Here is a 12,908-nt window from a genome sequence, read left to right as displayed (position 1 = left end):
AAATACGAGTGGCCTATCCAGTTGGTTGCTAGAGTAATCTGAGGCTGATTACAGAATGCCCAAATTCTCCGTATTCTCGACTAAAACATGACTTTTTCTTGACCAAATTTTATGTCTGTCGAGAGTTTGGGATGGGAGATCCGCTGGAAATTGCGGAGATCGCTTGTGTTCGTCAAAACGCTGGTTCAGTAGACCTCCTGCACGAATCGCTGTTTGAAGCCTGCATCGTTGTGTGATGGCTCTGCACCACGATACAGCCAAGAAGTGTATTCAATTTGGGGTGTGCCTAAAATCCAAATCCTGTGGATGGCGACGTTGATGGAGGCCGCGATCGCAGAGCTACAAGCAGAAACCCGTTGTCCTTCCAACGGTAGCGTGGTAACGATAACCCCTGGGCGGTAATCCTTAAACGGTCATCTTTGGACGATTGCCTGTACCGTGCCCAACCCATAATGAGTGCATGAATTGGAGAGTTGTGAATGTGGACATTTCCCGCGACAGACCCCTGGATATGGGGAACGCGTACGTACTTGATGGGCGTACTCAACGTCACTCCCGATAGCTTTAGTGATGGCGGGCGGTTCGATTCACTGGCAGCGGCGATCGCCCAGGCGCATCAACTGGTGGCGGGTGGTGCAGATGTGCTGGATATTGGCGGACAATCTACCCGGCCCAATGCCGAAGATGTGTCCTTAGAGGATGAGCTGAGACGGGTGACTCCGGTCATTCAAGCCATTCGTACGGGCTGGGAAAGCTACCCACCGCTCACGGTTCCCATCTCTGTCGATACGACCAAGGCAGCGGTGGCAGAAGCGGCGATCGCTGCCGGAGCCAACATCATCAACGATATTTCGGGGGCCACTTTTGATAAGGCCATGCTATCCACCGTGGCTCAGCTCAACGCGCCCATTGTGCTCATGCATCTGCGCGGCACCCCAAAAACGATGCAGCAGCTGACTCAATATACCGATTTGGTCGGCGACATCATCACCAGTCTGCACGAACGAGTCGAGGCGGCGATCGCCGCTGGCATTCCGGCCCACTACATTGCGATAGATCCCGGCATTGGCTTTGCCAAAACCGCCACCCAAAACTTGGAGCTGTTGCGATGCTTGCCCCAGTTCAAAACCTTGGGCTGCCCTTTGCTGGTGGGCGTATCGCGCAAAAGCTTTATCGGCCACATCCTCAACCAGCCCGATCCACAGCAGCGCGTATGGGGAACAGCCGCCGCATGCTACGGGGCGATCGCCGGAGGAGCCGACATCCTTCGAGTTCACGATTTGCCTGAAATGTGGGATGTGGCCCGCGTAGCCGATGCGATCGTGCGACAGACTAGCCATCAAGACTAGACCCTGTGCCTGAACAACTCCCCACAACATCAGTGGTTGCACAGATCAGCCATACAACCACTCATGCAGCAGATTTACTGGGTTTATGCGTCAAGTTCGCTAGAGCAATGGGCTAGAGCAGATTAGTTCGACATTTTGCGATCGCCACCGCCCTGACGCCCGCCCGTCCCGGTATTGCCATTGCCCCCTAGGGGAATCGTCGAACCGGTATTAGGATTGGCCGACCCATTACCAATATTTGGCCCTTCAGGAGGCTGATCGATATCCATCAAGTTGGTAATTGCTTCGTTGAGCTGCCCCGGATCCATAAACACAATCTTGGAGTTGGGGCTGTCGCCCAGCTTGTAGTTGGCATCGACATAGCGCTGTGCCACCAAATATTGCAAAATCTCGCGGCTGTTGGTTTGCGACTTTAGCGCTTCGGCGATCAGCCGCATCGACTGTACCGCCCCCTCGGCTTCTTCAATCGAGGCGCGCTTCTTCCCTTCGGCTTCCGAAATGGCCGCTTTTTTCTTACTTTCGGCGGCGCGCTCCAGTTCCATGGCATCCATGACTGTCTTGGCGGGAGTAATGTTTTGCACTTCTACTCGGGTGACCTTGACCCCCCAGCTTGCCGTTGCATCATCCAACTGATGTAGCAGCGATTGGTTGATTTCGTTGCGTGAGGAGAAGGTTTGCGCAAGCTGCATGCGGCCAATTTCCGAGCGCAGCGTTGTTGTAACCAGGTTTTTCAGCGCTTCTTCTACATCTTCTACCGCGTAGTAGGTGCGCTCTAGCTGCAAAATGCGCCAGTACAGTACCGCATCCACCCCGACCGATACGTTATCGCGAGTAATGGCTTCCTGCGGTTCGGTATCAATGACCCGTTCCCGGACAGATTCCTCCAGCACAATCGTGTCTAGAAACGGCACGATGTAGTTGAGGCCGGGGCCAAGCTTTTTGTGAAAGCGACCCAAGCGCTCAACCAATGCCTCGTTTCCCTGGTTAATAATTTTGACAGAACCAACCAGATAGCCCACCGAAAGTAGGGCCAAAACAAACACAATTTCCATCGGGCCAAACCCTTTTCAGCGAATGCCACTGCCAGTGTGGGATTTCACTTCTAATCTATCTCTTCTCGAAGAGTTCTTACGAAAATTCCCGGTTTGACCGATGGCGATCGCTACAGCGCTTGCAAGGCCACGACGAGATGAGCCAGCGTGCGCTCATTCTCTTCGGGTTTGCCAACGGTAATGCGCAGCCCACCGCTAATTTTACGAACCAGGGTTCCCTGCTGTTTTAGCGATTGAAAGACGGCATCCAAAGCCGCTTCGGGCGATCGCCCCGAGGCTGCTACAGCATCGGAAGTCAGCCGCACAAACACCAGATTGGAATCGCTAGGCCATACCCGCAACTGGTGAACTGTCGTGAGCTGTTGGTATAAGCGATCGCGCTCTTGCAAAATGGTGGGAATTACCGTCATCAAGGTTTCGGCTTGGCTAACCGTGAGTAGTGCTGCCGTTTGCGACATGCTGGGCAGGTTGTAAGGCAGGCGAATTTTCTCAAGGGTGGCAGTGAGTTCGGGATGGGCGATCGCATATCCCACCCGGTGCGACGCCAACCGAAACGCCTTGGAGAAGGTACGTAAAACCACCCAATTTGGATGGAGCGGCAACTCCGACAGCAGCGAGGTTTGGCTAAACTCGAAGTAGGCTTCGTCAATAACCACCAGCACCGTATCGGGAATCTGGCGCAGCCATTCAATCTCAGCCTCGGTAAGGGCATTGCCCGTTGGGGAGTTGGGATGCACCACAAACACCACTCGCACCGGAACAGAGGATGAATGGGCGATCGCCTGGTTTGCAGCCGCTAGGTCAATTTGAAACTGCTCGTCGCGGCCTACTGTTACAACGGGTATGCCCAACGTTTTGGCAGTAATGCCGTACATGGAAAATGTGGGCTCTGCTACCAAAATCGAGCCTTCGCCCCCCAGGCACGTGGCAATCAACAACGAGCGAATCAGCTCGTCGGAGCCACTGCTCACCGAAATGTGCTCTGGCTGTACCCAGTCCACCTGGGCTGAATCGTTGGCATAGTGGGCGATCGCCGCTTTCAGGGCTGCATGCCCTCCATCCGGATACCGGTTAGCCTCTAGCTCATGTTGGTAAGCCCAAGCCAGCTTTTGTTTCAGTTCATCAGGCAAATCATAGGGACTTTCGTTCGTATCTAGCCGATCAATCTGGCCTGTGTGCTCGGGTGTGGCAGCATGCCCTTCGGCACCACCAGGGTGCGGCGTATAGGCAACCAACTGCGACAAATCGGCACGAATGAACGAAAGCATAGTCCTAATCCAATTGAGTGGTTCAATCTATTGACCTTGACTCTTATTACGATACGTCGCTTCACTAGCCATCATCCAAAAAAATCCAGATGATTTTTAGTCCTGTACGGACTCGCCCACTCCAGACATGGAGATCAGTATATTCATCGGCTCAATTCCGGCTTTGGCGCTTCAAAAATTGGTCTCTCCGGGCCAGTTGAGCTGTGATTCATTCCTCGTCACAACACAATTGTTCGCATCTGCAAACCCGTGGTTTTTCCTATGGCTCACGCTCTTTCAAAACTTATGCCGGTTGCCCTGTTGATCCTGCTGGCTGGCTGTTCTCCACCCTGGCTAGCGCCATCTCCTAACGAGACTCCAGCCTCCCCTAGCCCATCGGCAGCACCCAATGCACCCCCTCAAGTCCCCACAACCGACGAGCGGGTATTCATTCCGGGCGATCGCTTTGGGCTGGTCACAGGCAGCACCACTCGTCAAGAGTTGGCGACCTTATATGGAGAAGCCAACCTCGAAGATATGGACGTTTCGGTTGGCGAAGGCTTTACGGAGCCTGGAACGCGCGTCAACTTGGGCGACCGTGCCTCATTCTCGATTGTGTGGATGAACGAAAGCCGCACTGCACCGAAGGAAGTTCGAGACATTGGCGCAGATTGGAAAACTCCTGAAAGCATCGGTATGGGCACCTCGTTTAGCGAGTTGCAAAACAAGTTGGGTTCGTTTGAGCTATATGGCTTTGCCTGGGACTATGGCGGCACGATCATGCTGGAAGATACCCAACTCGATGCCTATGAGGGCTTGTTGCTGTTGCGGGTGCACCCCACACAGCAGGCGATCGCAAGTTCCGAAGCCGATTACAAAGCGGTTCTGGGCGATCGCCTGTATCCCTCGACCGATCCCCATTTTTCTGCGCTTAACCCCGTGGTTGACGATGTGGTGATGTATTTCGAAAAGTTAGAAGACGCTGCAACAAACCCAGCCGACGACACAGAGTAGATTTTTGGGGTTCAGTTCGGGTTCCCAATAATCAAACCCCAGAAAAACCCATTTTTGCGTGCGCAATGCGCACGCAAAAATGGGCGCTTCAGCTTATCCATAACTCACGTTCATCAAGGTTTCAGGACTGTCGCAGTTGAATAATTTTGCAGCACTTAGCGCTGCAAAATTATTCAACGCTCTCGTTTTTCGGATGACGTTGCTCATTCCAACGCATGTGGGTTGGAATGAGCAACGTGACATGGAGATAGAGCGATCGCCCAGCGCACGAAAAAAGAGGCAAGAGAATTCCCCTTACCTCCAACGTGGAGCGTATCAGCCAGAAACTGACCTATGGAAACAGCACAAACATCCGCTTGATGAGGATTCAAGCCGCCTATCGAGGAACGTTGAACCCTCGCCAAACACCAACCAAAACTCCCTGAATTTGTACATCTGATGCCGAAGCTTCAATGGGAGCATAGTTGGAGTTTGCAGGCTTGAGGGTAACTTTGCTGCCGCGACGATGAAAATACTTGAGTGTATTGCCTGTGCCGTCTACCCGAGCGGCAACGATGGTGCCATTCTTTAAGCGATCGGGCTCTCGTACCGGACGCATGATGACATAATCTCCATCGGCAATCATGGCTTCGATCATGCTATCGCCATTGACCCGCAACGCATAATCTTGAGGGCGCAGCTGCATTCCAGAAATATCTAAAAAATCAGGAGCATCGGTGACAGGCTCCGTAACGTTACCAGCAAACACTTCGCCTAAGATGGGTAAGCCTTTTTCGGGAGTTTGGAGCAACCGAATTGTGCGCGCCTTGCCCTCAGTCCATTCGATGTAGCCTTTTTCGCGCAAGTGGTTCAGTCGGCTTTGAATAGGAGCAGGAGACTTGAGGGTCATTGCCTTCATCATTTGCCGAATGGAGGGCGAGTGCTGATTTTCACGTATGTAGTCAACCAACCAGTCGTAAAGCTGCTGTTGGACTGCTGTTAAGGGTTCCATAAGAGTACAGTTTTGTATAATTGAGGATACGGCTCCACTTAAGAACATTTGTACCAGATAGTTAGTACGAATGTCTAGGGGGTTTCCAATAAATTTTCAATAAGCTATTTCGATGGGCAGATGGTTTGCTAGAGGACAAACGGGCGATCGCTTCCATCTTCTCCAGATATGCTCAAGTGAACCATCAATGAACGCGCAACAAAAAGCGCACAGGCCACGACCTGTGCGCTTTTGAATTATTTGCCGATAAATGTCATGGTTGCCGACAAAAGGGTAACTGAGCCGTTAGCGCGACTTAGAGAAACCGAGGCCGCGAGTGGGTGAGGCATTGGTCAGGCAGGCTTCGAGCTGCGATCGCAGCGTATCGTGATCCAAGTTTTGCCCAATTAGCACCAACTGGTTCTTGCGGGGGCCTTTCCACTCGCTGTCATCCAACGAAAACCGCTTGCCGCTGAGATGGAAGATATGGCGGCGTGGGCTTTCCTCAAACCACAAAATGCCCTTAGCCCGGAACACACTGGCTGGCAGCTTATTATCCAGAAAATCCTGAAATGCTTTGATGGCAAAGGGGCGATCGCTCTGGAACGACAGCGATGTAAAGCCATCTACTGCCAGGTGATTGGAGTGGTGATGGTGATCGTGGTCGTGATCATGAACACAATGGCCGTGATCATGGTCGCAGGCGGCATGGTCGTGATGCGCGTGGTCATGGTGTGCATGGTGGTCGTGGTCATGATGGTCATGCGCGTGATGGTCATGCGCGTGATCATGGTCATGATCCGCAGACTTGCTCTCCGGCTTGAAGTATTGATCCGACTCGAACAGACCCACGCTCAAAATTAGCGGCAAAGGTACCTGAGAGTTTGTTGTGCGTAGGATGCGAGCGCCCTCTTTCACCTCGCGAATTTTCACTTCCAGTAAATCTAGGTCGGCTTCATCCACCAAGTCCGACTTGTTCAGCAAGATGATGTCGCCATAGGCAATTTGGCTATGGGCAGCTTCACTATTAAACAGATCCAGGCTGTAATTGGCTGCATCGACCAACGTCACAATGGAGTCGAGACGGGTCATGTCGCGCAGTTCGGTGCCCAAAAAGGTGAGCGCCACTGGCAACGGATCGGCCAGGCCCGTGGTTTCAACCACCAGATAATCCACTTTTTCGGGCCGTTCCAAAATGCGGTAAACCGCTTCGATCAAGTCGTTGTTGATGGTGCAGCAGATACAGCCGTTGCTAAGTTCCACCATGCTGTCATCGCCACCTTCCACATTGACGATCAGCTCGTTGTCGATGCCAATTTCGCCAAATTCGTTGACCAATACCGCTGTTTTCAGTCCTTCCTGGTTGCTCAAAATGTGGTTGAGGAGGGTCGTTTTGCCGCTACCCAGAAAGCCAGTAATGATTGTGACTGGAAGTCCTACTTTGGCGTCTTCCATGGTTCCAGGTTGGAGAGTTGATGCTGATGACATGGCGCTATGGTTACGATGTATCGGAAGATAGTCTAGGTGCATGTGAAGACGGCATCAGACCGTTTCTCAATCGCGCACCTTGCTCCTATTATTGCGTATTGACCTGGGTTGTTGACGCAACCTTCAGGTTTGCTACAGACCCAGACTGCGGCAGTACTGTTTCGCAATCGTCGGCAAAAACGATGCAGGTGCGATCGCCCACCTCTTCTTTCGTTCCCATTTCAAATTCCTAACGTTTTGTTACTTATGTCTCTCAGGCTCTACAACACCCTTACCCGTCGCAAAGAACTGTTTGAACCGTTGGATCCGGGGAACGTCAAAATGTACTGCTGCGGCGTGACGGTGTATGACTACTCCCATGTGGGCCATGCGCGCAACTACATTGCCTGGGATGTGGTGCGGCGCTATTTGCAGTGGCGCGGCTACCACGTCACCTATGTGCAAAACTTCACCGATATTGACGACAAAATCATTAAGCGATCGCACGAAGCTAACCTGCCGTGGAACGCCATCACCGAAAAATTCATCGCTGCCTACCTCGAAGATATGGAGCGGCTGAATATATTGCGGGCCGATCAGTACCCCAAAGCAACTGAAGTGGTGCCGCAAATTGTGGCATTCATTCAAGAGCTGATCGATCAGGGGTACGCCTATCCTGCCGAGGGCGATGTGTACTACGCTGTGGAGCGTTTTCCCAGCTATGGCAAGCTGTCGGGCCGCAAACTCGATCAAATGGAGGCCGGAGCCAGTGGCCGAGTGGATGACGAAGCCGCCAAAAAGCGCCACCCCATGGATTTTGCCCTGTGGAAAGCCGCCAAGCCTGGAGAACCCGAGTGGGATTCGCCTTGGGGCAAGGGTCGTCCCGGCTGGCATATTGAGTGCTCGGTGATGGTGCGCGAAGCTTTGGGCACCACCATCGACATCCACACGGGCGGACAGGACTTGATCTTTCCCCATCACGAAAATGAGATCGCCCAATCTGAAGCGGCGCAGCATCAGCCCTTGGCAAACTATTGGCTGCACAATGGCTTTGTGAATATCGACGGCGAAAAGATGTCGAAGTCGCTGAAGAATTTCACCACGATTCGCACCTTTTTAGATTCTGGGATTGAACCTATGGTGCTGCGGCTGTTTGTGCTGCAAGCTCAGTACCGCAAGCCGATTGACTTTACCGACGATGCGATCGCCTCGGCTAAAAGTTCCTGGAATACTTTGCGCGAGGGCTTGGCGTTTGGTTACAAGTTTGGCTCATCGTTGGGCTGGGGCGATGGGGCTGATCTCGCATTTGGTGATCCGGCCAATATGCGCATTGATTTAGAGCAGGAGTCCGTCAAGCAATTTATTGCAGCGATGGATGACGACATCAACACACCGGGCGCACTGCCACCGCTGTTTGAACTTGCCAAAGAGCTACAAAAAGAAGGAAATCGACTGGTCCACGATGGCAAAACCTTGGCGGATGTCGAAACGGTGCGGCAGCAGTGGCAAACGTTGGTAGTGCTATCGGCGGTTCTTGGCTTGCAGGTTTCCTCTGCGGATTTGGTGGAGGATGCCGCCTCGGATGGAGCTGCAAACGGGCTGAGCGATGCCGATGTAGAAGCATTAATTCAGCAGCGGATTGATGCGCGAAAAGCCAAAAATTGGGCCGAGGGCGATCGCATTCGAGATGAACTCAAGTCTCACGGAATTGTGTTGATCGATAAACCAGGTGGCGTTACAGAATGGCACCGAGGCTAAAGCTTGGCTGAGCCATACCCGCTCGTCCTAGGCTAGGTTTCGTGCATATCAAGGACAGGACTTACGCATTTATGTGTGGGTGGGCCACCCACACATAAACACACCAGATTTAGTGGACTTGCGTAAATCCATACATAGGGAATCAGAATTTAATCCTAAGTTATGTATTTTGAGTCACATTGGCTCGGTCTTGTCATAGGCTTAGGAATGAAAAAAGTTAGTGGGCAAAAAGCTGAATTCCAAAGAGTGATGCACAGTCCCCTAACGCTATCTTGTTCAATGAACCATCGCTTTGAACATGCGGCTTGCATTTCTAAGCCCTACTTGGAAACAATGTTTGGATTTGCGCAGTTCAAGTTTTACACTTAACCGCAGAATCGACCCGACGAAATTAACTTTTCACCGCTAACGTTCATTCCTCCACAAGGACAATCCATCGTGAATCAATTTCCTCGCAATCCTAAACTTCGCCCCTCCAGAAGACGATTTTTGCAATACTCGTTTGCTGCGCTGTCGGGTGTTGCTTTGGCAAACTGTCAGCGGCAAACGGGTGGTGCGGGCACGGGGTCCCAGGCGGGCACGGGCGCTTCGCCTGCGGCCAGTGGCGATCCTCTCTACATCTACACGTGGGCCGACTACGCGAGCGAAGACGTGTTTAAACGCTTTACCGAGCGTACAGGTATTGAAGTTGTGGCCGATGTGTACGATGCCAACGAAGTGATGCTGGCCAAAATGCAAGCTGGCGGCGGCAACCAGTACAGCATCTTGTATCCGTCGGATTACATGGTGCAGCAAATGATTGAGCTAGACATGCTCACCGAAGTTGATAAGTCGCAACTGCAAGGCTTAGAAAACTTGAATGAGCGTTGGCAAAACCCGGCTTACGATAGCAACAACACTCACAGCATTCCAGCGAGCTGGGGCACCACTGGCTACATCTACAATTCCGAGTTGGTCGATCCAGGCCCGACTGATTGGAATTTTATTTGGGAAAACCAATCTGCGCTGTCTCGTAAAATTACGCTGCTAGATGACGTGCGCGAAACAATGGGTGCCACGCTTAAATCTCTCGGCTATTCATACAATTCCACCAATCCCCAAGAAATTGAGGAAGCTGCCAACAAGCTTAAGGAAATTAAACCAGCAGTGCGATCGTTTGAGTCGTTTGGCTGGGAAGATCGCCTGATTAGCGGTGACCTGTCGCTGTGTATGACCTACTCCATTGTGGGGAATGCGCTCCCGGTGGATAATCCCGAGTTGGTCTACATCATTCCTGAAAGTGGCAGCTCGGTATGGACGGACACCATGGTTATCCCCAAAACAGCTCCAAATCCTGAGGCCGCCTATGCGTGGATCAATTTTATGATGGAGCCAGAGAATGCAGCGTTTGCGGTGGAGCAACTAAAGTTTGCAACCCCTAACAAGTCTGCGTTTGATCAGCTACCAGCCGAGCTGAAGGAGAATACCAAACTTTTCCCCAGCGAAGAGGTGCTGGCAAAGTGTGAGGGGATTGCTCCAGTGGGAGATGCTCTACAAATGTATGAGGATTATTGGACTGAGATTCGCAGTGCCTAATCTCCAATTCAAAATCATTTGGCGATAGATGGGTGTATTTGGAGTGCGATCGCGCCTTCCTCCCCAACGAAGCAAGCAGCCACCATGAAACCTAAAACCCCAAAAGTCTGTACAGCGAGCGGCACGGACTTTTGGGGTCTGGGTTTCATGGTGTCGAGGTTTGACACTGCGCTGTCGCCATTTCGATGAAGGCAGCACGCCTACGACCAAAACTCTTCTAAGTTCAGGCTGTTAATTTCTTCTTGGATATCTCGAAAGTATCCAGACTGGCTAATTTGAGCAACCTCACAAACGCGCTTTTGCTGATCAATCTCGATCTTCAAATCGGTAATTTGCTGTTTTAAAACCGCTTCGCGGGCTGCTACCTGAATGACCATGTCCTGAAAAACGCGGGCCAACCGACCCAGTTCATCCGATCGCTCGGCAATGGCAGTTAAACAGGTTGGTTGAAATTGGCCTTCTTCAATTGCTGCCGCTGCTGCGGTTACTTTTTCAACCTGCTGTAGATATTGGTGCAACTGCTCATTGTTGTGGCGCAGTTCTGCTTCTGCTTGGTTGCGTTCGGCGATCGCCTGGCCAATTTGCTGCACCATGCCTTCAAATGCCAGCACGACATCGCCCAACTCATCATGCTGGCGTTTGCTAGTGGACTCAAACTGTGGCGATAGATTTCCTTCCCGAAAAGCATGGCCCGCGCGGGTTAAATCCCGACGCAAGCGCAGAATTGGAGTAATTAAATTTGCGCCCAACATCAGCATCATCATGAACGTGACAAACGCGGCAATGATGAGCACTAACCCAAGAATGCGCAATGTGTAAAACAGCATTGCAGGCCGTAGCGCCATGCCCTGATGCCGCAGCACTAGCCAATAGTTGCCCGTTGTCAGCGGCAGTGCCCACGATACATCGTAGCGATCGCCCTGCGGAGCCCGCAAAAAGACTTCGGCTTGCTGGCTCGCCTCGGTAAACGACATGGTTGGAGGTTCACCAAACGTACCAATCGAAGCACCTGCTTCGTCGTACATTGCCCCTCCCAAAATGATGTCGTGCATCATGGCATCTTGAGAGAGTTGGCTGGCATGCTGCAAAAACGCTTTGCCAGTGACGCTGCCGTAGGTGGCCAACAGCCAAGTAACCTTGCCTGTAGACACATCTCGCTGTTGCGTGAGCAAATCTTGCCGATACCGTCCCATTGAAGGAACCATCAACACTGTTGCAATGGTCAGGATGAAGATAAAAATCCAAAACACAATCTTTAGAGACAACCGAGAGCGGCTGAGCCGCACCAGGTCTTTCAAGCGGTTGTTGGGCTTCAACATTGGACCAGTTCCCTAATTCAGTTGGTGGTTCAATTCAGCAAATTCCGGCTGTCGTCTGTATTCGAGATTTGGCTCTATCAGAAGCTGGCATCAGCCGCTGATAACTACCGCTGATAACGATTGACTACCAGCCGTCGATAGCATCGTTGCCAACGATCCATTCTTCCAACACGCGGTCTGAGGATGCTGCATTGAACAGGTGCAAGCCAAAATCTTGAGATAACGCTTGACACACCTGAATGCCCCGAACACTATTTCCTTTGGCATCTAGCGGTGGTGAAAAGGTTCCAATGCCAAGCTTTTCGGGGGCGATCGCCGTAATGCCGCCACCCACACCACTTTTGGCAGGCAGCCCCACGCGGTAAATCCACTCGCCCGAGTAATCATACATGCCGCACGTTAGCATCACGCTAATCACATCTTGCACATAGCGTTGGTCGATCGCTCGTTTGCCAGTAACCGGATTCACACCGCCATTGGCCAGCGTTGCCGCCATCATGGCCAGATCCCGCGCTGTGACCAAGATAGAGCACTGCTGAAAGTACAAATCCAGCATTTCTTCAATGCGATCGCTCACCATGCCAAAGTTCAGCATCAGGTAGGCGATTGCTCGATTGCGGTTTCCAGTTGCCTTTTCCGACAAAAATACCGGCATGTGTACCGTGTGCTCGCGTCCGGTATAGCGTTGAAACATATCCAACACACGCTTAAGCCGCTCGGTGCCGTTTGCCCCTTTGATCAAATCAGCCGTGGCGATCGCACCCGCATTCACCATGGGGTTGTAAGGACGATTCGTTTCTTCATCCAGCACAATGGCATTAAAGGCTTCTCCAGTTGGTTCAACACTCACTTTGCTGTTTACATACTCGCGGCCGTGATCCTCCAGCGCCAGCCCAAATACAAACGCTTTGGAAATGGATTGAATGGTGAAGAGTTTATCGCAATCTCCCACTTCAAACACGCGGCCATCGGTCGTTGCCACACAAATACCAAACCAGTGGGGATCCGCCAACGCCAATTCTGGAATGTAATCAGCAACCTCGCCTCCCATTTCAGAACGATATCGTTCATGCAGCTCATTTAGATAAGTGCGAAATGGAGATGCGATCGTTTGAATAGAATTGGCCAGCGATGACAAATTATTAGTTTCTGTCATG

The 12,908-nt window shown here is 51.9% G+C and carries 11 protein-coding genes; 4 read left to right on the top strand and 7 right to left on the bottom strand.

The features are described 5' to 3' along the window. The first annotated feature begins 479 nt into the window (after nucleotides 1–479). The gene (folP, locus tag ACQ4M4_RS17775; protein ID WP_430685788.1) at nucleotides 480–1,349 is read left to right on the top strand and encodes a dihydropteroate synthase; all 870 of its coding nucleotides are present in this window, start codon (nucleotides 480–482) and stop codon (nucleotides 1,347–1,349) included. A 122-nt stretch (nucleotides 1,350–1,471) separates the two neighbouring features. On the opposite strand, the gene ACQ4M4_RS17770 is transcribed toward folP, so the two are convergent. Both ACQ4M4_RS17770 and ACQ4M4_RS17765 read right to left on the bottom strand, forming a co-directional pair. After that, the gene (locus ACQ4M4_RS17770) at nucleotides 1,472–2,401 is read right to left on the bottom strand and encodes an SPFH domain-containing protein (protein WP_430685787.1); all 930 of its coding nucleotides are present in this window, start codon (nucleotides 2,399–2,401) and stop codon (nucleotides 1,472–1,474) included. 110 nt (nucleotides 2,402–2,511) lie between these two features. Next, nucleotides 2,512–3,669: a histidinol-phosphate transaminase gene (locus tag ACQ4M4_RS17765; protein WP_430685786.1), complete on the bottom strand. Its 1,158-nt coding sequence runs from the start codon at nucleotides 3,667–3,669 to the stop codon at nucleotides 2,512–2,514. A 261-nt stretch (nucleotides 3,670–3,930) separates the two neighbouring features. Between ACQ4M4_RS17765 and ACQ4M4_RS17760 the strand changes: the two genes are divergently transcribed. Continuing rightward, nucleotides 3,931–4,662 (top strand): hypothetical protein, encoded by a 732-nt coding sequence (locus ACQ4M4_RS17760; protein WP_430685785.1) that lies wholly within the window; start codon nucleotides 3,931–3,933, stop codon nucleotides 4,660–4,662. Nucleotides 4,663–5,038: 376 nt separating this feature from the next. Here the strand turns inward: ACQ4M4_RS17760 and lexA are convergent, their stop codons facing one another. From lexA to ACQ4M4_RS17745, 3 genes are all read right to left on the bottom strand, one after another. Next, the gene (lexA, locus tag ACQ4M4_RS17755) at nucleotides 5,039–5,653 is read right to left on the bottom strand and encodes a transcriptional repressor LexA (protein WP_430685784.1); all 615 of its coding nucleotides are present in this window, start codon (nucleotides 5,651–5,653) and stop codon (nucleotides 5,039–5,041) included. Between the two features lie 285 nt (nucleotides 5,654–5,938). Next, the gene (locus ACQ4M4_RS17750; protein ID WP_430685783.1) at nucleotides 5,939–7,120 is read right to left on the bottom strand and encodes a CobW family GTP-binding protein; all 1,182 of its coding nucleotides are present in this window, start codon (nucleotides 7,118–7,120) and stop codon (nucleotides 5,939–5,941) included. Between the two features lie 88 nt (nucleotides 7,121–7,208). Then, a complete protein-coding gene (locus ACQ4M4_RS17745; protein ID WP_430685782.1) occupies nucleotides 7,209–7,340 on the bottom strand; it encodes a hypothetical protein in 132 nt (43 codons plus the stop codon). A 26-nt stretch (nucleotides 7,341–7,366) separates the two neighbouring features. Between ACQ4M4_RS17745 and cysS the strand changes: the two genes are divergently transcribed. Both cysS and ACQ4M4_RS17735 read left to right on the top strand, forming a co-directional pair. Then, nucleotides 7,367–8,857 carry a cysteine--tRNA ligase gene (gene cysS, locus ACQ4M4_RS17740; protein ID WP_430685781.1) on the top strand — a complete coding sequence of 497 codons (1,491 nt, stop codon included), beginning with the start codon at nucleotides 7,367–7,369 and terminating at the stop codon, nucleotides 8,855–8,857. 438 nt (nucleotides 8,858–9,295) lie between these two features. Then, nucleotides 9,296–10,432 (top strand): ABC transporter substrate-binding protein, encoded by a 1,137-nt coding sequence (locus tag ACQ4M4_RS17735; RefSeq protein WP_430685780.1) that lies wholly within the window; start codon nucleotides 9,296–9,298, stop codon nucleotides 10,430–10,432. Nucleotides 10,433–10,632: 200 nt separating this feature from the next. Here ACQ4M4_RS17735 and ACQ4M4_RS17730 read toward each other — a convergent pair whose 3' ends face one another. Further along, a complete protein-coding gene (locus ACQ4M4_RS17730) occupies nucleotides 10,633–11,751 on the bottom strand; it encodes a HAMP domain-containing protein (RefSeq protein WP_430685779.1) in 1,119 nt (372 codons plus the stop codon). Nucleotides 11,752–11,875: 124 nt separating this feature from the next. Next, entirely contained in the window at nucleotides 11,876–12,907 is a 1,032-nt protein-coding gene (gene glsA, locus ACQ4M4_RS17725) for a glutaminase A (protein ID WP_430685778.1), read from the bottom strand. Nucleotide 12,908 lies beyond the last annotated feature (1 nt).

This window comes from Leptolyngbya sp. AN02str, from assembly GCF_050565595.1.
In the GTDB taxonomy this organism is placed as follows: domain Bacteria; phylum Cyanobacteriota; class Cyanobacteriia; order Elainellales; family Elainellaceae; genus Kaiparowitsia.
This window is presented reverse-complemented; position numbering and strand designations above follow the sequence as displayed.